The organism is Martinezella lusitana (assembly GCF_900094565.1).
Lineage (GTDB): Bacteria > Pseudomonadota > Alphaproteobacteria > Rhizobiales > Rhizobiaceae > Rhizobium > Rhizobium lusitanum.
Genome location: NZ_FMAF01000006.1, coordinates 65,412 through 87,819 on the forward strand (window position 1 = coordinate 65,412; position 22,408 = coordinate 87,819).

General features: G+C 55.1%; 19 protein-coding genes. 5 read left to right on the top strand and 14 right to left on the bottom strand.

What is annotated here, in order from left to right:
- Positions 1 to 51: 51 nt before the first annotated feature.
- Positions 52 to 651: an RBBP9/YdeN family alpha/beta hydrolase gene (locus GA0061101_RS15255; protein WP_037202614.1), complete on the bottom strand. Its 600-nt coding sequence runs from the start codon at positions 649 to 651 to the stop codon at positions 52 to 54.
- A 196-nt stretch (positions 652 to 847) separates the two neighbouring features.
- Here GA0061101_RS15255 and GA0061101_RS15260 point away from each other — a divergent pair, with 196 nt between their 5' ends.
- Positions 848 to 2,044 carry an SfnB family sulfur acquisition oxidoreductase gene (locus GA0061101_RS15260; RefSeq protein WP_092573930.1) on the top strand — a complete coding sequence of 399 codons (1,197 nt, stop codon included), beginning with the start codon at positions 848 to 850 and terminating at the stop codon, positions 2,042 to 2,044.
- Positions 2,045 to 2,089: 45 nt separating this feature from the next.
- Here GA0061101_RS15260 and GA0061101_RS15265 read toward each other — a convergent pair whose 3' ends face one another.
- Positions 2,090 to 2,557, bottom strand: a complete 468-nt coding sequence (locus tag GA0061101_RS15265; RefSeq protein ID WP_047557963.1) for an RrF2 family transcriptional regulator — start codon at positions 2,555 to 2,557, stop codon at positions 2,090 to 2,092.
- Between the two features lie 205 nt (positions 2,558 to 2,762).
- Complete coding sequence (locus GA0061101_RS15270) at positions 2,763 to 4,223, bottom strand: FAD/NAD(P)-binding protein (RefSeq protein ID WP_092573932.1); 1,461 nt, start codon at positions 4,221 to 4,223, stop codon at positions 2,763 to 2,765.
- 1,136 nt (positions 4,224 to 5,359) lie between these two features.
- Between GA0061101_RS15270 and GA0061101_RS15275 the strand changes: the two genes are divergently transcribed.
- The 3 genes from GA0061101_RS15275 (at position 5,360) to GA0061101_RS15285 (ending at position 6,796) form a co-directional block, all read left to right on the top strand.
- Complete coding sequence (locus GA0061101_RS15275; RefSeq protein ID WP_092573934.1) at positions 5,360 to 5,623, top strand: PilZ domain-containing protein; 264 nt, start codon at positions 5,360 to 5,362, stop codon at positions 5,621 to 5,623.
- Positions 5,624 to 5,963: 340 nt separating this feature from the next.
- Positions 5,964 to 6,293 (top strand): DUF982 domain-containing protein, encoded by a 330-nt coding sequence (locus GA0061101_RS15280; RefSeq protein WP_092574190.1) that lies wholly within the window; start codon positions 5,964 to 5,966, stop codon positions 6,291 to 6,293.
- Between the two features lie 281 nt (positions 6,294 to 6,574).
- Entirely contained in the window at positions 6,575 to 6,796 is a 222-nt protein-coding gene (locus tag GA0061101_RS15285) for a hypothetical protein (RefSeq protein WP_092573936.1), read from the top strand.
- 307 nt (positions 6,797 to 7,103) lie between these two features.
- Here the strand turns inward: GA0061101_RS15285 and GA0061101_RS15290 are convergent, their stop codons facing one another.
- The 7 genes from GA0061101_RS15290 to GA0061101_RS38625 all read right to left on the bottom strand — a co-directional run bounded on the left by GA0061101_RS15290 (position 7,104) and on the right by GA0061101_RS38625 (position 12,230).
- A complete protein-coding gene (locus tag GA0061101_RS15290) occupies positions 7,104 to 7,460 on the bottom strand; it encodes a DUF1515 family protein (RefSeq protein ID WP_092573938.1) in 357 nt (118 codons plus the stop codon).
- A 102-nt stretch (positions 7,461 to 7,562) separates the two neighbouring features.
- On the bottom strand, positions 7,563 to 7,907 hold the full coding sequence (locus tag GA0061101_RS15295; RefSeq protein ID WP_092573940.1) for a hypothetical protein: 345 nt from the start codon (positions 7,905 to 7,907) through the stop codon (positions 7,563 to 7,565).
- A gap of 35 nt (positions 7,908 to 7,942) precedes the next feature.
- Positions 7,943 to 8,254, bottom strand: a complete 312-nt coding sequence (locus GA0061101_RS15300; protein ID WP_092573942.1) for a hypothetical protein — start codon at positions 8,252 to 8,254, stop codon at positions 7,943 to 7,945.
- A 14-nt stretch (positions 8,255 to 8,268) separates the two neighbouring features.
- On the bottom strand, positions 8,269 to 8,658 hold the full coding sequence (locus GA0061101_RS15305) for a hypothetical protein (RefSeq protein ID WP_092573944.1): 390 nt from the start codon (positions 8,656 to 8,658) through the stop codon (positions 8,269 to 8,271).
- 27 nt (positions 8,659 to 8,685) lie between these two features.
- Positions 8,686 to 9,339, bottom strand: a complete 654-nt coding sequence (locus GA0061101_RS15310; RefSeq protein WP_092573947.1) for a glycoside hydrolase family 19 protein — start codon at positions 9,337 to 9,339, stop codon at positions 8,686 to 8,688.
- A 68-nt stretch (positions 9,340 to 9,407) separates the two neighbouring features.
- Positions 9,408 to 10,781, bottom strand: coding sequence for a class I SAM-dependent methyltransferase (locus GA0061101_RS15315; protein WP_092573949.1), 1,374 nt, complete (start codon positions 10,779 to 10,781; stop codon positions 9,408 to 9,410).
- A 108-nt stretch (positions 10,782 to 10,889) separates the two neighbouring features.
- Positions 10,890 to 12,230, bottom strand: a complete 1,341-nt coding sequence (locus tag GA0061101_RS38625) for a hypothetical protein (protein WP_141694067.1) — start codon at positions 12,228 to 12,230, stop codon at positions 10,890 to 10,892.
- Between the two features lie 100 nt (positions 12,231 to 12,330).
- Between GA0061101_RS38625 and GA0061101_RS38630 the strand changes: the two genes are divergently transcribed.
- A complete protein-coding gene (locus GA0061101_RS38630; protein ID WP_141694068.1) occupies positions 12,331 to 13,233 on the top strand; it encodes a hypothetical protein in 903 nt (300 codons plus the stop codon).
- 145 nt (positions 13,234 to 13,378) lie between these two features.
- Here GA0061101_RS38630 and GA0061101_RS15320 read toward each other — a convergent pair whose 3' ends face one another.
- The 4 genes from GA0061101_RS15320 to GA0061101_RS15335 all read right to left on the bottom strand — a co-directional run bounded on the left by GA0061101_RS15320 (position 13,379) and on the right by GA0061101_RS15335 (position 22,406).
- Positions 13,379 to 13,837 (bottom strand): hypothetical protein, encoded by a 459-nt coding sequence (locus tag GA0061101_RS15320; RefSeq protein ID WP_092573950.1) that lies wholly within the window; start codon positions 13,835 to 13,837, stop codon positions 13,379 to 13,381.
- A 2-nt stretch (positions 13,838 to 13,839) separates the two neighbouring features.
- Positions 13,840 to 14,733, bottom strand: a complete 894-nt coding sequence (locus tag GA0061101_RS15325) for a hypothetical protein (RefSeq protein WP_092573951.1) — start codon at positions 14,731 to 14,733, stop codon at positions 13,840 to 13,842.
- A gap of 752 nt (positions 14,734 to 15,485) precedes the next feature.
- Complete coding sequence (locus tag GA0061101_RS15330; RefSeq protein WP_141694069.1) at positions 15,486 to 18,884, bottom strand: hypothetical protein; 3,399 nt, start codon at positions 18,882 to 18,884, stop codon at positions 15,486 to 15,488.
- Complete coding sequence (locus tag GA0061101_RS15335) at positions 18,885 to 22,406, bottom strand: hypothetical protein (protein ID WP_141694070.1); 3,522 nt, start codon at positions 22,404 to 22,406, stop codon at positions 18,885 to 18,887.
- Between the last annotated feature and the right edge of the window lie 2 nt (positions 22,407 to 22,408).

Here is a 22,408-nt window from a genome sequence, read left to right on the forward strand (position 1 = left end):
GAAAATGCGCCGTTAGCAAGCGCTTTCTTGCCTACCGAGCCCGGGAACGGATCAGAGCGATGATACCATGACGCGGGTGGCGGCCTGCGATCGCAGGCCTTTTTGCGATCTACCTTCTACGGTTTCGGCAAAGGAAGAGAATAGCTTATAACCTTCCCGCCAACGGCCGAAGCCGCTTTCGATATTGATATGACCGGCGTCTCCGAGATCGTGAATCTCGCTTCCCCAGCAGGCAGCATACCGCCGGAGTGTTGCGAAATCCATGTAACGATCGTCACGGCTGCCGACAACGAGACTTCTGAACGGCAAGGGCCTGGTCGGCATCGCGCCGAATTCGATAGCGCCGGGATGAAGCCTCTCGGTCCTCTCAAGATCACAGGGCGCCACCAGAAAGGCGCCCTTCACTCGCCTGGCAGCCGGCCGATCGGCCAGATCGGCGGCAAGCAGGCAGCCGAGACTGTGTGTGACGAGCCATGCCTGCCCCGCTCGCTCCAGCTCGTTTTCGAGTGCCTGCAGCCACTGAGACAATACCGGCCTCGACCACGAAGCCTGTCGCACGATGGTCGCGGAGGCATGATCACGCGTCCAATGACGTTGCCAATGGCCCTCGGCGGAACCGTTCAGGCCGGGAAGGATCAAGATGGCGCTCATGGGGGATCTCCTGGATGCAGGCGGCCACGTCTTCCGGCCGCGTGCTTACAATTTCTCCATTTGCCGCCTATTATGCCGAAAGGCAGGATCCGAATAAGCAAAGAAAATCCATTGTATACTAGATCCATAGAAATTAAGATCTTACGGATTTGCCCTGCCTGAAGAACCGATCTGGCGCTGGCTGATGGAGTGATGGATGGGGACTGTTTTGCAGTTGCACGAACGCGTCAGGCCACCCGCGCATCGTATTCAAAGTGAAGAGGAAGCGCTCGAAATCGCGCGATCGCTGGCCGTCGGCTTCGCGCTGCAGGCCAGCGATCGCGATATCAACCGTGTCCTGCCCTATGACGAAATCGAGACCCTCTCCCAGTCAGGCCTGTTCGGGATCTCCGTGCCGTCAGAACATGGTGGCATCGATATTTCCAACTCCGTCCTTGCCGAAATCATCGCCATCCTGGCAGGAGCCGATCCCTCCATCGCGCAGATTTTGCAGACTCATTTCCACGTGCTGGAAGCGGTGCGTACCTGCGGCAGTGAGGAGCAGAAGTCGTCCCTTTTTGCCAGGGTCATGGCCGGTGACCGTTTCGGCAGTGTTTCTTCCGATGCCGGCACAGGCGGAGCCGGTCAAAGTAATCTGCAACTGACACATGACGGGCTAGGCTACCGCCTGAACGGCCGGAGCTTCCATTCCGCCAGCGTTCTCTTCTCCGACTGGATCGTCATGTTCATCGCCGATGCCGTGGCCGTCGTGCCGAGGAATACCGAAGGCGTCCAGATCATCGACGACTGGGATGGTTTCGGCCAGCGGACCTCCGGAAACGGAACAACCATCCTGCACAACATCTATCTCAACGTCGACGCGGTACTTTCGCATCATGAAAAGCTTGGGCAGCCTTCCGTCATCGATTCCATCGGCCAGCTCACCCATGCCGGCATCAATCTCGGCATAGCCCGATCGGCGCTTGCGACGACCATCGAGCTCATGCGCGCTCATCCCTCGACGGACAATAGCCTGAAGCATGCTGCGGATGATCCGCTTATTATCACCAGAGTGGGAGAGATTGCCGTTCGCATTGAAGCAGCAACGGCGATGGTGGAGCGCGCCGGCAGCAAGATCGATGCCGCCCAGATCAATCTCACCGAGGATCATGTGATCGATGCCGCACTCTCCGTGGCGGCGGCACAGACCGTGACGGCGGAGATCGCCATGGAGGCGTCCAACACGCTGTTTGATCTCGCGGGCGCGTCCTCGGCACGCATCGGCCTCAATCTTGACCGCCACTGGCGCAATGCCCGCATTCATACGCTCCATGATCCGGCACGACGGACATACAATGCCGTCGGCAACTATCATCTGAACGGCATAAAGCCGCCAAAGAGCTCATCGCCCTGAACGTCGGCTGCGCTGGGTCCAATAAAAAGGAAACGGCCGAAGGGTTCAGCCGATATTCGAAGCGCGGTAGTCTTCCCGTTCCGGGATCTCGATTTGCGAGCCGCCAGCGACGAACTGTTCCAACGTCATGTTATCGAGAATCTCAGCAATCGCGTCGCGGACCTCCGTCATCGAGCGACGCACCTGACAGCGCTCCGGATCCGAACAGTCGTCACAAGCCTCATAGGCCGTGCGGCTGGCGCAGCGGATCGGGGCAAGCGGACCGTCCAATGTGCGAATGACATGACCGATGCGGATTTCCGAAGCCGAGCGCGACAGCGAATAACCGCCGCCGGGGCCCTTCTTCGAGCGAAGCACACCGGCATTGCGCAATTCGAGCAGGATGGTATCGAGAAACTTCTTCGGAATGTTGTTGCGTAACGCGATATCGTTGATGAACGCTGTTTCGCCTGGCCCAAGACGAGCCAGATCCACCAGCGCCTTCAATCCATATTTTCCTTTTTTCGTAAGCATCGCTATCCGCTTTACTGCAAAGTCGATTGTTGGGAACCCGGCTCGGTTCGATGGGACTCAGCCGGCCGATCTTGTCATTAGAGATTGCGGAAGTAACCCCGCCACCCCGGACAAACAAGACAATAACTCACAAATTGTATAGTTTATATGAGTAAATTTAGGCAAATGTATCGCCGAAGCAACGATTTTGCGGCTTTTCTTGGATTTAGGCGGCGCTACTATCCAAATGTGCTCCGCCATGCCCATGTTCGTGCTCGGCAATTGCCAAAGCCACCTGCTCGGCAACGAGGACAGCATGCTCCACCACTTCAGGCAAACCCATGAGCTCACCGAAGGTTCCGCGCGCCAATGGACCCGAGATGAACAACGCCGGCACGATCGCCTCGCTAGCGTCAAGCGCCCGCGATTGGGTGTCGCAAGCAAGTCCGAGCCCCGTGGGGTCCATCGCTAGATATCCGGCCGTCGCAAGACCCTCGATCCAGCCTTGCGACTGCAGGATCCCGCGATGGCCGGGACCGGTGGTAACAACGACGGCATCGAATTGCCTTTCGACACCTCGGTCGGAGCGGCTGAGGCGGAGCCTGCAATCGATGCCGCCGTCTGCGACCTCGATGGAAGCAACCGAAGCCGCGAGCACTTCAAGCCGGCCGGCATCAATCGCCTGTTCGCTGACAGCCTCCACCTGCGGCGCGACGCGAAAACGATGCACGTCCCAGAAGGGCCGCAAATGCCTGACGACACGCCTTCGCTCCTCGACGGATAGCTCCCGCCACAAATGCCGCCCCTGCGCCCGCACCTGATCGATGACCGCGTGCCAGCTGCGCCCCTCGCCTTCCGCTTCCCGGATGGCCGCGCGCACATGCCGTAGGAGATCCAGCGCCGTCCGCGACGGGTGACTGACGAAATCGCCGAACAGGTCCTGTTTCACCCGCGCATGGCCGCGTGAACGCAATCCGCGACGGGACATGGCGGTAATGGGGCCCTTGTGACCGCGCAGATGGAGAGAGGCGATGACATCGGCCGAGGTCAGGCCATTGCCAACCACCAGCACGCGATCATCAGCCCGGACAGCCGCGAGCGCATCCGGCCGCGTCGGATCGGGAACAAAGCGCGGATGATCGGCAAGCGCATCCTGCAGCAATTGCGGCGGCAGGGGCGAGGGATGACTGGTGGCGATGACGAGAATATCCGCATCCACGCGCCGTCCTGCCTCGCCTGTAATCACCCAGCGGCGACCCGACCGTGAGATCCGTTCGACCCCTTGAGCGATATGGGTGAGACGCCCCTCCTCTACGAAGGGACGTATCATGCTGGAAATATAGTTTCCGAAAACGGCACGACGAGGAAACAGGCTGCCATTCGCCGCGACCGCCGCCTCATCACCTGCCAGCGCGTCCTGCTCCTGCAGCCAGCGTTGAAAATGCTCGAGGTCGTCAGGCAGGAGGCTCATCTTGGCCGCCGGCACATTGATGCGGTGAGCGGGATCGCGCGTATCATAAGCAAGCCCCGCCCCCAGACGGTCACGTGGCTCGAAAATGAAAAGCTGGCCGGGCCGCAACAACCGGCGTTGCAGCAGATGGAAGGCAACTGCCGTTCCGGAAACCCCGCCGCCGATGATCGCGACGACTGGCAGATCACGCGCCTGATGATCAGAGCTAATGGTCATAGCCATCTCCTTCCGGATCGATCGCTGCGCGAACTCGCCGCCTGCCGATCAATCGCAATTACCGTTACGAGTGAAAATATACTCTATAAATTTTATTGACAATAGGATCCCGAGACGAGCGCACGCTCCCCCTTGCAACCCGGACAGTGGAATTGGTGCAGATAAGCCTTTGCAAACAAGCGCTTATTTGTGCCTCGCACAACATTGTTTTTGCACCGCAAGATGTAAAAAACTTGGCATGCACCAAATAAAAGAACATACTAATAGTTGTTCTGGTTCGTATTCTCTGTGGGAGGAGAAATATCATGGAACTACTTCGTCTGCTCACCCCCTTCGACTATACGTTGATGCTGCTCCTGGCCGTCATCTTTGTATTCAGCTTGATGGAAGGTGGACATAAAAAGCATTGAGCGCACGCCATTAAGGCGGCGAGATTTGCCCCGCGGCAAGCGCATCCGGGTGATCGTGTTCGATATGACCGAATGATGAAATTCATCGAGTGGAAGAACTCCAGTTCCGCTGTCAAATTCGGGTGCTGCCCGACACCGGTTTCCTGTTAGACGCAATTACTCCCCGATTTCCCGCCATTGAAACCGGCCAAGCGCCCGGTTTCATTTCAACACTTCTCTCCAATGCAGCCTTGAATAGCAGCGCGTCGCTCTACTTACGCTTGAAATTATTACGCTGTAAAAAATAGAATTTCCCCCATCAAAGATCGGTTTTGGCGCCAGCCGACATGATGTTTTCGGCAAGCTTCACGCAAACGACTCCTGCGATACTCCACCTGCATCGGATTTTTTTGAATCAGCGGGGGATATACTTATGGGATACGATTGGGACGGCATAAAAACACGCAGGATGCGGAAGCTGAAATACGCAATTTCCTTTTTCCTCCTTACGATGTCTCTGAGCGCGCCAACCATATTCCTGCTACATTTCCGCTGACGCCACCACCTGCAGAAAGGCGGCCGAAACGCCACATAAATGCAGGCGGAGTTCAATCCCGCAGTATTGCTCTTGAGCTTTCCATGGACCATTGAGATTCGCGTAAGCTGCTTGTTTCCAAGAATTTCGTTAACGCTTCCGACACTAGAATATGCCAAATTAGTGAAGCATGGTGCACGGGAGCCAATGCTATGACGACAGTCTCGCCTGATTCACCTGAAGGCAGAGCATCGACGCGAAAGCGGACGTTTTTTGGTGCCAAGATCATATTCAATGACGGGCGTTCGGTCTTCGATTGTACTGTCAGAAACCTGTCCGATACCGGTGCGATGATCCAAATCGAGAACCCGCTTTCCGCACCGAACTCCTTCCATTTGCAGCTCTCGGACAACAGGCTGTGGGCGTGCCAGGTGCGGTGGCGAAAAATCAACAGCATGGGCATTCAGTTCGTTTGAGGACATGCACTGTTTTGCGCCATAACCGCCGCGCGGTGCCGCATTCGAAGTCTCAACTCCGATCATATCCTGTGAGAGCATAGCCGGGTTCGACTTCAACTCGACCATCGGCATGAGGATCGATATCGGCGGAACCCCGCGCCGTTCTCACGCGTCATCGACTTGCAGCTCATCGGGCCATGAAGAGGCGCATCGAACCGTTCCACCCACCCGATCCCCGCGGCAAGGACGAAAATCGTTAATTGCACGCCACAAATCGCCGCGACACTTGTCATTCTTTATTGCGGGCCTGTGGTCCCGGGATTCTAAAATGCCCATCGCATAACTCCGGACAATGACGATGAGTGATAGACCGTGGCTTTTCCCTGTGTGTGTAATTTGCACACGTACCAATCAAACTCTGAAGGTCGGCACGACCCGGGAGGCTTGGAAGATGCTTCTCGATATGTGGCCTGTTGCAGACGGCCACAAGTTTCTTTCTGCCCTCAAGATCTGCATGGATGTCGAACACGGCATAGGACAGCCGGCTGACGCACGCGATGCCTTCATCGCAGCCGCAGACGAGGCCGGCGTAGCCATCGAGACGTGCAGCGCCTCATCGTCGATAGTAAGCACACGACGAAGCCGCTGGAGGAACGCCAGGTTGAGATCGCGGCCGCCGCTTCTATGAAAAGGAAGGGAACCTGAATTCAAAGCATCGGAAACCGATGCCGGCTTCCGTCCGCGAATAAATCAGCGCTTTCAAGGAGATAATGGTGGGTGATGTAGGGCTCGAACCTACGACCCGCTGATTAAGAGTCTTGTGCTTAATCTATGAAATCAGCACTACTTAGCTCCAAACCATGAACGTTTTCGCGCGCTCTGAATCAATAACTTAGCGGACGATTCCAAACCAAGGATAGCATCAATGTCGATGATTGAGAAGCTGGCGCGGGCGATGGAAGTGCGGAGATGAGATCTGAAGCCAAAGTCTTCATCAATGATGTAGAACTCTCCAACGCCCAGGCCATGGCCCTTCGCGTGGCCGTAACGCAATTGTTTGCGGACATGAGCGCCGATCCATATTCTCTTGGCGAAGATGAGCACGGCGTCGCTATGACGAAAGACTATAAGGATCGCTGCGGCGAGATTTTGGCGGTGATGATCAAGGTTCTTGACTCATCGGCTTCGTAGAACATAATCAGAACGTCAGGGCGGCTTTCACCGGGGAAACCTACGGAGGCCACGACAATGAAATTCTACCACGGGCTATCTCAATGTCTGCCCGCGCCACGTCGATATCCGAGTGAGGTGCGAGGCTTGCGGCATAGAGAAGGATTTCGACCGGGATGCGATACCGGGACGATTCCATCATTCTCTGATTACAGAGATCGAGGAACGGCTTAAATGCGAGTGTGGGGAGAAGAGGGCTAGATTGCTATTTGGGCATCTAGTTGACGAAGCCTAGAGGCGAGCTGGTCGCGGGCTTCGGATTAGCAGGTTACGGCCCAGCCTTCGTCATCCAGCCAATAATATTGCTAAAATACGTGGTCACGAGGAATGACAGGGCCGACGCTCCGATCCCGACGATGAATAAGCCGCCAATACCTCTCTGCCTCCATGCCTTTACATCATCTATGGTCGGCTTCATCTCTTTGACGTCCTCTTGGACGACGGCGAGGCTACCCTCTACCTTCCCTAGCCGGTCGACAAGTTGATCAGTGCGCTGATGCATAGTTGTGCGGTTGGCATCTGTTTTTATTTCAAATTGCCGCAGCGTATCCCGAATATTTCGGATTTCGGCAAGAACTTCACCCATTTGCTGATGAAGGCGCACATCGTTTTCGGCTGGCGTCATTGGTATTCTTTCAATGCTGAATGGAGAGAAGGCCGGCACCAATTGCGCAAACAAAGGTGCCGGCACAGAGAAAGAAGAGCGCGAGCGCTATGCGGGATGGCATTACTGGCCGATCGGCTTTTTTGCCTTCAGGCGCCCATAGAGCGTCACGACAATGCCCGCGACGGGGACAGCCAGGGCAACGAGAAGCTCTTGTGTCGATGCGTTCAGCGTGACGCCGAACCCAGCAGCCGCGAGACCGCCAGCCGTGATGATCTGGCCCCAGATGACGCGAGACTGATACCACGGCTCATTGTTGGTCGAATGAAGAATGGCATCGATGACCGGCGTCAAAGCGTCGATGATCGCCGGTACTGCGGAAAGTTCAGCCTGAACGGTATCCTGCTTGACCACCGAAGTCACTGCCTCGGCCATCTGTGCTTTGATCTGAAGTTGAACATCAGCCATCTTTGTGGCTCCTTTCGAGGATAGATCGCCGGTCGTTAACCGGCTGCTGGCAAAGGGGCGGTCGGATGATTGGTCGCATAAGCCGTGAAGGCGTCATCGAAGGCTTTGTCGGTCGTGAGATCGAGGGCCTTCAGGGCAGCGAGCTGCGTCGCCGTCGATGAGGGATTGGCCGATACCGCGGCGATGATGTTTTCGATCACCGGTTTGACCTCGGCATAGAACTGCGTGATGATCGGCTCGAAAGAAAGGATCGCCGCGACAACCTTGTTGAGCGCCGTCGAGCTGGAGATGCTGGGGATGACTGCCAGGAAGGCATTCAGCGCGGTCAGGAGAATAGAGAGATTCATGGGGATCTAGCCTCTTAGGACTTGGTGGGGATGTTGTACTGGACGAGGATCGCCTGCAGCGCTGCAACCGAAGTGGTGATAGCGTCGATCAGCGTTGAGGGGCCGAGCGTGGCATTGGGATTATCCGCAGCGAACTGTTCAGCAGCATCGCGAGCGATCCGGAGCGATTTCACGGCGGGAACGATCTTGTTCTTGATCGCATCGTCATTGCAGCCGGCCGGCGACGGGTTCGGCGTGCAATAGCGCAAGTAGGCCGTAGCGGCCGTCTCAGCGGCGTTCACGCTGTTGCCTGCCACAATGATGGCCGACATAGGGACTTGGGTGCTGGAGAGCGTCTGCAGGGCCGCACACGAGCCAAGCAAGATCGTCATGGCGGCTACTGCCACCAAGCTTTTGATACGCATTGGGATGTCCTTTGATGTTGAGGGGGCTTATGCTGCGGACTTCAGGCCCGTATAGAACTGGCGGCCGAAGTTCGCGATCTGCTGGGCCTTGTCTTGCCCATTGACGATGTACCGAGCTCCGACCCAATCGGCCGATCCCGGTTCGAAATAGTTGGAGAGCTTGTGACCGGTGAAGATGCCATCACGCATGCCGATCACGATGATCTTGGCGGCGATGTCATCGCTCAGAGCGAGATCGGGATTGCCGACGAGGTCGATGCCGAGGATTTTCGAGAACTTGGCATAGTTGTCGTGGCCTGTAATCTGGACAAAGCCACGTCCGCGATTGCGCCACCCGTCGCCGCTAGCCTCGTTGCCATTGCCCATACGGTTTGCATAGGCATGGTTGGCGATCCGCTGCGGCTGGCGCGCGTAGGCCGCCGCCTGGCTGGCTGTGAAGTATTTGGGAAAGGTCGCCCGCAGGCCATCGGCGCTGTAGTTCAGGTTCTCGACAATCGGAACAAAGCTCCCTCCCGTCTCGATCATCGGGGTTGCGAGGATGTAGGCGACTTGGCGCAGATCCGTGACGTCATTGGCATCCACCGCGTCGAGGATCGCTTCTATGCCATTGACCTGTGTCTGCGAGATCTTTCCACCGAATACGGGGGATCGCACCGCGTCGAAAAATTTCGATCGGTCCATTGTTTGCTCCAATAGAAAAGGGCCGCCGAAGCGACCCTTGTTTGATGATATGTCTATTAATTACTTGGCTATCTTATTGCCAGAGAAACAAGACCAATCGCTAATGTTCTGGGATCGTTACCCCTACCGATGTCTTGCGCTTTCGTAGCCGCAGGATAGTTGAATACGACCTCGACGAGGTTTGAGCCTAGCGATAAGCCTATTTTCTTTCTTGAAAAGGTAAAATCGAAAACGGCTGGTCGCCGCATCGTAAGCGTGTCTCTATTTGCTTCAAGGCGTGACGTTTTCAACTCAACGCCGTTCACGTCAATATTGATGACTTGAGTTCGATGTTGCTCACTCACCATAGGATGAGCTTCAACAGAAACGGTCCATTCATCGCCGGGCGGCAGATGTAGGAGAAATCCAGATCTTGATCCGCTAGACCAAATTCCCCAAGGATCAGACGAAGACGACCATCCGTGCGTCAGATACTGCAACCCGTCGCTTGCGGGGCCGAAGGATATCTTTTTCCGGCGTTCTATTTGAGGAGTGCCGATCGACATTTCTGGCAATGGTTCGTGTGAACGTGACCCGATGGCAATTACCTGACCCTCGATGAGATTGGGATCAACGGTTGTGATATCCAGTTTAAAGCCAATCCTATGGAACATCTTCCGTAGGAATATTTCGCTCCACCCGCTTTCGAACCACCCATATTTGCGGGCCACATACACAGATTCTGGGTCTAGCCTCATTCCCCAATAGGGCCACCAAAGCTTTTGGACGGGCTCAGCGGCCAAAGCTATTTTCCCATCAGATTTCAGAAGCTTCGATATTTTCTCAAGAATTTCCCATGGTTTGATGCCGTGATGTAGAGATGCGAAAAACATCGCCATATCATAGGAACCGGATTCATCTTGATAATCATCAAAATTGGATTGCACTGCCTTTATGGGGTAGCCGAACCGAGCTGCCCTTAAATTTATCAACTCCACAAAACTGGGAGTGATATCGACGGAGGTTACGGTAGCGCCGCAATATGCCAGCAATTCCGAAGACATTCCCGCGCCAACGCCAAGATCCAAGATTCTTGCTGCATCTGGAGGAGACGCAAGACGCAGCGCTATCGCCAATGTTGCAGCATGGCGGCTTACTGATCTTATATCGGTTGAATTGTACGGATTGACCCCGGCGGCATTATCCTGGACCACCACCGGCACAATCTCATTTTCTAGCTGGTCTATACCGCGCCCAGTCAACTCCATGTGCAAGTTAAGTTGCTGACGCAAAAACTCCTCAGAAAATGGATCCAATGTGATATCGACAACAGTTTCGTAGGTGAGTTCAAAATCACTTACAAATTCCAGCCAACCCGGCTTGTGCACCCCTCCGAATCTATCGTCAACGTCTTTGACGTATCGATCTATCTGGGATGAGTGAATTTTCCCTATGGTTTTCATGCTGCCCCCGTTAAATGCACGAGAACATATGAAAATCTAAAATACCCGGCAAGATTATATTTTAGATGAGGCGGAAGAAGCCATTCGTGAATTCTTCCGCCATAATTTCTACTGCATACAGATATAATTGACCTGATTGATTGAGGACGAATTAATTTGTACCGAAGTGGTTGAAATCGCGGTGACCGTCAGATTGCCTGGGGTCGTGGTGCCTTGAGCAGTCAAAACACAATGAGGAGAAGTTGCCCAACTTTTTGCAAAAACAACAGAACATGTTCCGGTTGCTGATAGCACAACAGTACCGGCGTTGTCGCTTCCCGATATAGTCGCGCTCCCGCAGCCGCTTAGAGTTGGGATTGTTCCTAGATTTCCAGCAAAGTGACCGCTGGTGCCGAGATCACTTGATACTTTCAGTGCGGTGGACGTGTGATCCCAGTTGATCGTTGCGCCTGCGCCACCGCCGCCACTATTCGTGCCTTGAAATTGCATGGACATGCTGTCTTGACTAGCGCCGGCCGCAACTGCGTTCACCTGAATAGCATTCCCAGAAATCGTGCCGGTATTAATCCATAACCCATATTGCCACTTGCCAACAGCGGCGTCGATTTCCAGTGCGTGGGAAGTGTAGCCAGTATTCGGAGTTCCCCATAACGCGCCGGTAATGAGAGCCCCGTTGATGAGTCCGTTAACTGACCCGCCCCCAGAAGTTGCTGCATAGTTCACATCGACTTCGATACCGCGTACATTTGCGTGCGTGCCTGTGTTTGTAGCGCATGTCATCAGCGGACAATTATTGCCAACAAAGTTGCCGCCCCACGCATTAGCGGTTCCAGTCGAGTTGTTGGTCAATGCCTGGCCGAACGCGCCGACAGCGTTGAATGTAGTCGACGCTGTAATGGCATGACCAGCAACGCCCGCACCTATGGAATTCGTGTTCGTTGTGGTCGATGCAGGTATATTGACGCAACCAGATATCGCATTTACGACACCTAGCGTATTTGCGCCGAATTCCAGCGTGTTAGGGCATGTCGTCCCAACAGCGTTGCGCCATGAGTCATAAACGGTATTGAGAGTAGCAAAATTTGGTCCTGCATCAGTTCCAATTACAGCATTGTTACCAGAGAATGTCTGGGTTCCAGACCATGTATTTATGCCGTTTAGGAACGGCAGATTTGCTCCACTCGTACCTGTATTCTGAGTTGCCGCAGTGCCGAGTCCTAAGTTTGTCCGAGCAGCGGAAGCAGTCGCCGCGTTCGTCCCCCCTTGAGAGATAGGGATGACACCGCCGACAAGCGTCGGCTTCGTTGCAAGTCCAGTATCGACATATGCAGTCGTTGCAATCTTGGTGGAATTATCGGCCTGCGTCTGTGTCGGCGCGGTCGGAGAGCCGGTAAGAGCCGGAGAGACGGCGAGAACGTTGTTCCCCGTCCCCGTGTTGGTCACACTCACCAGATTTTTGCTGGCATCTGTTGCGACTGCACTCGAAGCGGTCAGGCCTGAGAGATTGAGGGATGTGCCAGACGCGGCCCCAAGAACCGGGGTGACAAACGTGGGCGATGTCGCAAAAACGGCAGATCCTGTTCCCGTTTCATCCGTGATAGCGGCGGCAAGATTAGCGCTGTTCGGCGTCCCCAGAAACGTTGCAACGCCCGTCCCCAACCCGCTTACGCCCGAGGCGATAGGTAGTCCTGTTGCATTCGTCAAAGTGGCAGCGGAAGGCGTGCCAAGATTCGGCGTAACCAACACAGGGGATGTGGCCAAAGCCACGCTTCCAGATCCCGTTACCGCAGTGATGCCGATTCCGTTGATCTGGAGGATATTTCCCGTGGCGGCCGTATTAAACGTCTTATTGGTAAAGGCGTCAGTCGTTGCTTTTCCAACGAGCGTATCCGTGGCAGCAGGCAGAGTAAGCGCTCCCGAGGCTACAGACGTAGCCTGGAGGGTTGTCGCTCCGGAAGTGGACCCATTGAATGTTGCGTTGCCAATTACTACCGGATTTGTGAGAGAAGGATTCCCAAGGGTTGCTCCGGTAATAGTTGGGCTTGTAAGCGTCTTGTTTGTCAGCGTCTGGGTATCGGTTGTGCCGACTAGAAGGCCAGACCCCGGAAAGGTTTCAATTGTGCCATTTATCTGGAATGGGCCGGTGAAATTTGACGTACCGGAATATGTGCCGGTCCCCGTAACTGTAGGCCCGGAAATGGTCGGAGCGGTAAGAGTTTTATTCGTAAGCGTTTGGATATCAGTCGTGCCAGCGATGATCCCGGAACCGGGAAATGTCTGCGCAACGCCTCCAACCGTAAATATCCCGGTAAACGTCGGCCCCGATATAGCCGGCGATGTTAATGTTTTATTTGTGAGGGTGTCAGTGGTGTTCTTGCCGACCAAGGTATCAGTTGCAGACGGAAGCGTGAGCGTTCCAGAGGCAACCGAATTCGACTGCAAAACTGTCTGACCCGATGTGGGGCCGACGAAAATGGCAGATCCAAGCTTCGGGCTGGGATACGTCTGTGCAAAAACCGAAGACGAGAGCGCGAGCGAAAGCGCAATCCCTATCGCATAGCGAAGAAATCTCATGTGTTGTCCTAGCTTTTAAGGGATTAGCTGTAGGTAAGAATCCCGCCGTTCAACCAAAGTGTCGGCGTGACAATGGGAGCGGTCGGAAGATTGGCGATGATGGAGGTCAGGAATGCAACGGCGCTCAGATTGGTCGCGCTGGTAATTCTTCCCTTGGCATCGACCGTTATCGTAAGGAAATGAGTGCTGTCGCCATAGGTCGCAGCCGTAACCGCAGTGTTCGGCAATGATAGGACCAATGAGGCGCCGGCGCCGTTATCCGTGATCGTTACATCTGAGGTGACGGATTCCAAGAGACGGGCATTCGGTAGCGTTGTGGGCACTGCCACTACGAAGGGAGACGTTGCATTGAAATTAGACAGATCTGTCGAAGATATCTTCTCCGTAACGTACCCAGAACCCGTGTCTTTCGCGATAGGAACCCATTCCGTGCCATCGAGAGATACGGCCGGCGGCAGATTATTGATTGTGATCGTTGCCATGATCAGGATGCCCTCTGAACCATGGTAAAGGTCGTAGATCCGTCGAGTTCGCCTCGAGCCAACCAATTCCCCGCCAATTGTGACCCGCCTCCTGCCAGCGTATAGCGCCGATTATCGACGGCACTCAAAAACACCGGAACAAGAGCACATCTATTTGCGGCCCCCTGCGCCATAACAACGGTTCCAATGGGGAAAGTTGTCGTGTTGACATCTTGAGATTGAGAGGGCGCAGCCGTGCCGATCGTATTGATGGCCTGCGATGTCCGGAGCGGGGTCATGATGGCGCTATTATCTGTTCCAGCCTGCGCTTGGGGCTGAGAAGCGATGCGTGCTGTTGTCTGTTGAGTTGTCCGAAGTGGTGTATTGTAGACTGTATTGTCTGTCCCCGCCTCCGCTTCTGACTGCGTTGCTATGATAGGAGGGGTAGTCCCGCTATCAACCAGAACCTTTCCAGACGTCCCGGAGAACATCGGAAGATTTCCATTTGGCGCCCCATCAGGACCATGAACATCGGGGGTCCCGAAGAAGCCAGTCGTATTGCAGGTATAATAGGCACCAGTTCCCTGCTGGACTACGATCGAAGCCGCACCGCCGTTTGACAGGGTGACGGAAAATGCGCCGCTGGTTACATTCGCGATTAAATATGTCCTGCCAATATTCGGGAAAATGATACTGACGTTCGCAGTAAGCGTTCCGGACAGAACGATGATGGAGTTCTGCGCTTGCGTCGTGGTCAGCGTCACATTGATATTTGTAAGGGGAAGCAACAACGTTCCACCGAGAGCGTTATCGATAATCGAAAAGACATTGTTGTTGAGATTCTGACCCCAAACATTGGTGTCTTCTCCTGTTGCTTGAAGCTCAAGATGAAGATTCGGAGTAAACGTTGATGGCACGGCTATTCTCCCAAAGAAAAAGCGCCTTGAAAGGCGCCTTGGAATGTCTAGAACTAGATAACGATGCTTATTCGAGCCATGCCCATCTCTCGCCATTCTGGATACGGCTTATAGTTGTCTGGCTTATTCCAAATCTCGCCACTAGATTGGCTTGAGGAACTTTTCCTCTCAGCGAGCGTATCTCAAGGGCGATTTTCTCGGTTATCTTAGAGCCTCCATGCGCCGAGCCTCGAAGGCGAGTCCCATGAATAAGCATATCTGCCTTATTCTCGGTCGACGTCTTCCAAGAGAGATGACGTTTGGTAACGCAGCCGAGATGGCCTTTCCCGCATGAGTGCGCTGCTTCATGAGTTGGCGTCGGTGGAGCACCGTGAACGTGCTCGCAAACCACGCGACTGGCTAAGCACGAATTTCCGTCGACCCTTACTAATCCATATCCATTAGACATCCGGCCGAATGGCCAGAGGAGACATTCGTCACCATCATAAGAGAGAACAATTTCATGGATATATCTTATTGGATTCCTTGGCGTTGTGCCACTAACGAGTGGATCTCCATGCTTTCTTAACCGTTGCCAATGTTTGTTGCAAAGCTTGCGGCCATAATAACGATTGCCACAACCATGTATCGAACATACACGTAAATTAGCCATATCGAACCTCATGCGTTCGGTTTCGGTTAGGTCGCGCTTGGTGTTGGTAGCACCTTGCGCGGCCGTCTTTTTGTATAACGATAACAGATAATTAGATAATTCAGTGAGTTTTCTGGTTGTCGGCGTTATTAATCCCCGAAAACATTGCCAAGCGCTTCAGTTTCGATGCCAGGGTTAGTTCCGATCCTGTATCGAGCCGTTTTGGGGCCTTCATCATCAGCGTCTTGGCGAGATCAGGATTAAGCATCGCATCTCGGATGAGATCGTTGACGTTTCTAATCCCCGCTTCACGCATGCTGCCAAGAACGTGGCCACCGATGAAACCAGCTACGGTTCCAAGAGGACCGCCACTGAGAAACCCAGCACCACTGCCAACGGCATGCGTCACGAATTTTCCAAGCAATGAGCTTTTCATGTCGTGGGCATTTATAGCTGCTAAGTCTTGAGCCGTATTCGAGCCGCCTGGCAGTTTCGATGAAGCGATAGAGCGATTGGCGCGCTTCAAATCCTGCGCCACGGCACGCATCGTATTCAACTCATCATCATTGAAAACCTGACGAAGCGTCGTGAAGTTTTTTCCAAGGAAGGACTGAAAAGCATCTGATTTTATGAGATTTCGCCCCGATGTCGCTGCCTCTGTATTGGAGACGAGCTTGCTCTCCATATACTCGACAATCGACTTTCGCAGACCAGCGATAGCATCGGGATTCTTTTGTGCTTCCTGAGCAAGCACTCGCATCTGCTGGACACTGTCATTGCGCCCGAAGATAGAACCGACCGTGCGCACCACGTCCGCCGGATCATCAACCTTCAGAAGCTTGCCGACAGCTCCCTTCTGGTAGGCGTCGAGAACGTCCTTGCGCTGCGCTGCTACAGAAGCCAAATTATCTGCCGCCTTGGAAGCAGTCATGAACTTGGCCTGTAGATCCGGAATTGCCCGCAGGGCGCCAGAGTGCGTCTTCTGCCACGCCTCGAACTTAGCGGGGTCCAACGTACCATCAGGACGAGCCGCGCTCTTCCTGAGGCTATCTGCGGCATAATCTGAGAGAAGCTTATCGGCCTTGTCTTTGCCGACCAGTTCGCGCAAGTCGTTGACCGCGCCAAAACCCTTTTCACCGGTCGAGAAATAGCGATCGGGAAGAACGCCGGATGCGGTTTCTGGATTGAAATTCTCGAAGCGCTGCAGACCTTCGGCCGCGCGGCTCGCACCTTCAAACCGAGCGATCGTCCCTGGCGCTGCCTGTTCCAAGGCCTGAAGAGCCGGCGCATGTTGTGCGCGCCACTGATTGAAGATTTTCGATGTAATGACGCCTTGCGGAGCACGCTCACGAAGAGAGGCTGCGGCCATGTTTCTGACTGCATCCACGGCTTCAGGACTGCCTTTTGCAGCAGTGAGAGCAGAGCGAACCGTGTCAGCACCAGCGTTACCGGGCTTCCAGATCGATGATGTCACGCCTGCAGACGGCATCATATATGGCTGTGTCGAGCCTGGGCGCTGGAGGATTTGAGAAACAGGCTTGGCGCCGAAGGTCTGTTTGCGATCGGTTGTAGCAGCCGTCGCCTTTTTCAGACGCGCTGCTGATTCCTCATCGACAAGAGATCCCTGACTTGGTGTAGATCCCGAAGGTCTGCCAGCTTGGCTTCCCGCTTGGCTTCCTGCTCCCATTTCGCCAGGAAGTACTTCTGCTCGTCCAGTGGAAGATTCTCCAAAATCTGGAGCAAATTCTGAAGATCTGGCTGTAGCGGAGCGTTTTGCATCCATTTTCCCTTGGACTTCACGAGCCCATCGCTGGATGGTCGTTTCCTGCGGACTCATTGCTCCTGTAGAAACCGCCTGCTGTTCCTGAGCGGCTTTCTGAGCAATGCTGTCTGATATAGCGTTCTCGACGGCTCCTCGCAACTGTGTGAGCCGTCCATAAGCCGGCTGATTTGGCGATAATGGTGAATTTGCATCGCGCATGGCTTGGGAAATGGCACTACGGAGATTGACGAGGCGCTGGAAAGGCAGAGTTTGGCCGTAATTGGAGATGACCTTCGAAAGCTCAGATTCCACGGGAGCCATCCCAATGCCTGCTTCTGGACCCATATCGCCATAGATGCGCTGTGCGGCCTGCTTCAGCGGCGAAGTGACCGTGATCAGTTTTCCATCGGGATCCACGGCGCTCCAAAGTTGCCGTTCGCGTGCTTTCGTGGCATCAAGCTGATTCTGGATAGCTGTGCGCGCCTGTTCCCCCAAAACTTCTGGACGACCACCTCCTAGCCCTTCGGTCGCCGTACGAGCAGTATTTGTTGCAGATTCGATCTGCGGGTTGACGAGACCCTTGATATCCTCGCCGTATGCCTCAGGCGAACGACCGCCGCCCGTGGCGTCCAATTCATTCCGCGCCCAATTCTGGGCAAAGTCGTGCGTGAGCTGCGTTTCATTGTCGATCTGCTGGAGCTGATCACGAAAGAACCCTGAAACTGCCTCGGGATGGCCTTCAGACTGAATATTCGAGAGCGCATCAAGGCGAGCGGCATTCTGTTCACCACGCAGGCCCTGAAACTGTTCTGGATTCTTGGTAGCAACGGCACGCTCCATCGTTCCCAGACCGGGATCACCAGTCAACTGGAACGTGGTCGGGTTGGAGCCGGGAACGATATTGCGCGGCGCGGTATCGATCGCGTTGATTGCCTCATCCGGATTGGACGCTGCTTCACGCAATGCGGTTCCAGCCATGCGTTGCTGACCGCCTTCAGTGAGCGGAGAAGCATAATCAACAGCGGCGCGCGCGCCAGACCCTACAATCTTCGGAATCGAGGCAACGGCTTCGCCAGCCATGCCGCCGCCGACCCCGCCGAGCAGAGAGGCCAACGGCTTATATTTCTCCGGAACAGCCTCTGCAGCCGTCTGCGATGCTGCACCTGATACGGTACCGACACCAAGAGCCTTTGCCGCGGATCCGATCTTGCCGCCCATCAGTTCCGGCGCAACCATCATCGATCCGAATTCACCGGCAGTTCGGGCAATCCGTTCCGGAGCATTTTTAGGTTCCGGAATGGTGATACCAGTCTTATCAAGGACGGCTGCCCCCACATTCCTAAGATCGGTTCCGGTCGTCGGCTCATAGGCATTCGACGTTGTCGGTTCTCCGCCGCTGATAATCCCGAGATTCCGCGCCAACTGATGAAATTGGTTCTCGCCCGTGTTCGGATCTGAGAACGTCAACGCATTGGCAGTCCCCTGCTCCATCAGATCAGCGGTTGATGCGATGGCGTGCGGGATACCTGTTACCAATCCCCATCCGGCAGATTTGGCAACATCGCCGACAGTCGGCGACGACGGTGCGCTGCTTTGATCTGGGCCAGCCGACGCGCCCTTCCCACCAAAAGCTGTTGGGGCATCATCGAACTGATCGAACGGATTTGCGCCGGCAGGCGGGGAAGCAGCGTTTACAGTCGACGGAGATCCACCTATAGCCGGTGCAGCGCTATCGAATTGATCAAAGGCGTTTGCCACTTACTGGCCCCCAAGAACATACTGCGAGACACTGCGTCCCATGCCGTATTTTGCATCGAAGTCAGGAGCCAACTGCGGATTCTGGCGAAGAGCCGAGATAGCGCCTGCCGGGACATAGCTCGCCAGGGCATAGAGTTCTGGCGGGTTCATCTGATTAAACGCCTGATCGGCGCCGAGAATGCTGCCATATCCCTTTGCCGACCACTGCTGGAGGAAGTTGTAATAGTCGATCTTCCTCTGATTAGCTGCCTCGATGCCGGAGATGATACGGCGGGCACCTTCGGGAGAATTTGCCCCGCCAGGAACAGCGGATACCGACTGGTCGATGATGGACGCTGCTTCACGAGAACCGAGCGTCTTGCCAAGATCAAATCCGAGACGCGTGGTCAGCTTGTTCAGATCCTCGCCGGCTGCGACTGCAGTTTCGTCGATCGGAGCTTCCACTCCCATCCCTTGAAAAGCAGTATTGACCGCCTTTGCCCATTGAACACGGCTTTGGAAGCCAGTCCCCGGAGCGGTCCATGCCGAATTGGTAATAGTCGCCAGATCGTGTTTCATTTCCCCGAGTTGGGTCTGTGCGTTGACGGAACCCTGATATTCGGTACGGGCTTCCTTTAATGCGTCCTTCGTTTCGTCTGCAACGATCTGTTGACCAGTCGGCGAGAAGACGCGAGGGTCCATCTTGATATTGGGTGGCGGCGCAGTTCGGAACACGGGCTGCGATTGCGCTTGGGAAGGCTGTCCTTGCGCCTGTGATGGCTGAGCCTGAGCGGGCGCGCCGATAGGGGTCGTAGGAGCAGCTTTGACCGGTGCGTTATTCGGCTGCTGGGGTGCGCTTGCCGGAGTCCCCTGAGGCGTTCCTGATCCAAGAGATGCCCCAATAGCTTCATTGCTGCCGGTGACCGTGGACGGAGGTCCATTCTTTTGAATGTCATCCCACGTCGTCAGCTTCGGAGGCGCATTCGGATCAGTCATATCGCGAACGATGATGCCAGCTGGCGTCACAGTCTGCTGCCAACGACCCGTCTGTGTTTCCAGATTGGTCTTGCCGGTTTGAGCGGTTTGCAGCCCGATTTCAGACGCGGCTTTCTTCGCCTCGAGTGCGAGTTGTTGGCCTGCTATGTCGACGCGCTTTCCTTCCAATCCGAGCTGCCCGGAGCGCGTGGAAATTTCAGACTGAGCAAGCGCATTCTCACGGTTCAACTGCTGCTTCGCCATGTAGGTGTCAACGCCCTTCATGCCGCCGGTACCGACATTGGTGGCAAAGTTCGGGCTCGTGCCTGCCATCATGCCGAGGCCTGCCGAAAGGAGCGCCATGCGCTGATCGTCACTCAGGCCAAGTCCATGGCCACCAAACAAGCGACTGAGGAAGCCAGGTGAAGATGCTTCATTGGAAAACGAAACACCCTTATTGCTAGCGGGGGCCGATGAAGCTCCTTGCAAAGACGGCATTACGCCGGACGAAGAAGATGTATCGCCTGAATCGGTAGGCTGATACCCAGCCGACGTTGCCGGCATGCCGTTGAACTTGTTCGTCCAAAGATTGGCAAACTGCTGAGCGGTCATGTTGGCACTCCCGCCATTTCCGACAACAGCCTGACGACCGACAATGTCGGTTGCAGGCGCGTCCGGATGGCTGAGAAGATTCAATGCACCGGCCGCACCCTGCTGGTGAGCAAGATAGAGTTCGCCCGCAGTCGGTTCACGGCCAAGACCGTGGGCAAGAAATTTCTGGTTATCGACCGCAAGACGCGCCGCTGCATCTGCCGATGCCATAGGGTCGAATGGATTTTTAAGCCCATATTGACCTGCCGTCGCATTGGTGAACTGAAATTCTCCTTTCGAAATGCCATTATTGGCATTCGGATTGAAGGAACTCTCGATATAGGCCGTCCTGTTAAGATACCCCGCCGGCAAGCCATAGCTATTATTGATCTTGTCGAAATTAGGCGTCATCTGCGGAGCATTGCCGATATTATACTGGTGAGGAGAAGAGGCCTGCGAAGGCGTATCGTGCTGTGGAACAACCCCAGCGACTGGCATATCCCGAACAGTCGTAGGAGGAGCCAATGGAGGTGCTGCAGGCTGTGCGTTCTGCTGCTGAGGAACGACGCCAGCATTTTGAGGGGCCGCTGGAGCCGGAGCCTGCTGGCCGGCGGCATCTAGAACGGCTTTCATCTGGGACGGAGAAATCGTCGCGGGATCGACCGTCGATGCATCCGGGACAACAGGAACCGCCACTACACGCGGGTCGACATAGCCACCGTCATCATAACCGCGACGTGCCACGCCGCCATCGGCAAAGCCAAAGAAGCTGCCGAGAGAGGAGAGAACACCTGGGTTCGATGGCACGGGCGTGGTAGTTATCGGTGCAGAGGTTGACGTGCCGAGGCCAGTCGTGGCCGGCTGCGACAGACCCGCAACGATCCCATTTGGATATTTCTGCTTCAGATTGGTCTCAGCAGCCTTGATGCCCTGCTGAAGCATCTGCTGGCCCTGATCCTGCTGCTGCCCACCTTGGGGTGCCTGCGGTAGAGTGGAGTGGCCCGGAGTTATGCCAGCAGTGGCAACCTGAGGGACATAGCTCGTGCCGAAATTATCATTAGCGCCGGCAGGATTATTGTTGTTCGCAGCAATGCCAGACGATCCGGTATATGGGATAATGCCGCCCTGGGCACGATGCGGTCTGTTCTCTTCACCGACGACGCCACCCTTATTGAACAGGGATGCGAGGCCAAGAACACCACCAAGAACCGCGCTACCGGTATTGCCGGATGGTTGAGTGGACGTGGTCGTGCCGCCGCTTCCAGACCCCAGCCCCTCGACGATATTGGCAAGCCAGGATGTCGTCTCGAACGGATAGGATTTTGCGTTCTGATACTGCTGGTAATTCCACTGCTGCTGCTGGGTGCCAGCTCCGACTTGGGCGGCCGCCTGGGCAAGGTTGGTCTGCATCGCGGTCTGACCAAGATTGGCATATTCCGAGCCTGCCTGCAGAGCGGCATTCTTATCTGACTGCGCCGCACCAAGGGCGGTATTGTAGCCCTGATTATAAAGGCCGGAAATAGTCTGTTGGTTGGCAAGGTTCTGCTGGCGAGCGAGTTCGGATTGGGCAACACCAACACGGTTGCCGCCGAGTGCGCCTTGCGCCGCAGCATTGCCGAGAACGCCCTGCTGCTGTTCGGCATTCTGCTCGTTCATATTTGCCATTGTCGACTGAACGACGCTGTTCAAATATGGGCTCATATACTGGCCGACGCTGGCCGAAGTCGGTGTAGCAGTCGAGGCCAGTGCATTCGAGGCGGAATTAAACGCACCGTTCGAAGAACCGGCAAGATTGGCGATGTTATTGAAGCCGGTGACTTGGTTCTGTTCGAAACCAGATCCGTTTACGCCACCCGTATAGGGCTGATACGGTGTCTGGGAGATCGGCGTTGCCTGATTAATGAGACCCTGATAGGCCTTCATAATCTCCGGAGGCAGCTCGGTCTTGGTAGTCGAAGTTGAACTTTTACCGCCCATTA

Bases quoted from the DNA above. Each gene is read 5' to 3' on its own strand.
- GA0061101_RS15255 (WP_037202614.1), bottom strand. From the start codon at position 651: ATGAGCGCCATCTTGATCCTTCCCGGCCTGAACGGTTCCGCCGAGGGC.
- GA0061101_RS15260 (WP_092573930.1), top strand. From the start codon at position 848: ATGGGGACTGTTTTGCAGTTGCACGAACGCGTCAGGCCACCCGCGCAT.
- GA0061101_RS15265 (WP_047557963.1), bottom strand. From the start codon at position 2,557: ATGCTTACGAAAAAAGGAAAATATGGATTGAAGGCGCTGGTGGATCTG.
- GA0061101_RS15270 (WP_092573932.1), bottom strand. From the start codon at position 4,223: ATGACCATTAGCTCTGATCATCAGGCGCGTGATCTGCCAGTCGTCGCG.
- GA0061101_RS15275 (WP_092573934.1), top strand. From the start codon at position 5,360: ATGACGACAGTCTCGCCTGATTCACCTGAAGGCAGAGCATCGACGCGA.
- GA0061101_RS15280 (WP_092574190.1), top strand. From the start codon at position 5,964: ATGAGTGATAGACCGTGGCTTTTCCCTGTGTGTGTAATTTGCACACGT.
- GA0061101_RS15285 (WP_092573936.1), top strand. From the start codon at position 6,575: ATGAGATCTGAAGCCAAAGTCTTCATCAATGATGTAGAACTCTCCAAC.
- GA0061101_RS15290 (WP_092573938.1), bottom strand. From the start codon at position 7,460: ATGACGCCAGCCGAAAACGATGTGCGCCTTCATCAGCAAATGGGTGAA.
- GA0061101_RS15295 (WP_092573940.1), bottom strand. From the start codon at position 7,907: ATGGCTGATGTTCAACTTCAGATCAAAGCACAGATGGCCGAGGCAGTG.
- GA0061101_RS15300 (WP_092573942.1), bottom strand. From the start codon at position 8,254: ATGAATCTCTCTATTCTCCTGACCGCGCTGAATGCCTTCCTGGCAGTC.
- GA0061101_RS15305 (WP_092573944.1), bottom strand. From the start codon at position 8,658: ATGCGTATCAAAAGCTTGGTGGCAGTAGCCGCCATGACGATCTTGCTT.
- GA0061101_RS15310 (WP_092573947.1), bottom strand. From the start codon at position 9,339: ATGGACCGATCGAAATTTTTCGACGCGGTGCGATCCCCCGTATTCGGT.
- GA0061101_RS15315 (WP_092573949.1), bottom strand. From the start codon at position 10,781: ATGAAAACCATAGGGAAAATTCACTCATCCCAGATAGATCGATACGTC.
- GA0061101_RS15320 (WP_092573950.1), bottom strand. From the start codon at position 13,837: ATGGCAACGATCACAATCAATAATCTGCCGCCGGCCGTATCTCTCGAT.
- GA0061101_RS15335 (WP_141694070.1), bottom strand. From the start codon at position 22,406: ATGGGCGGTAAAAGTTCAACTTCGACTACCAAGACCGAGCTGCCTCCG.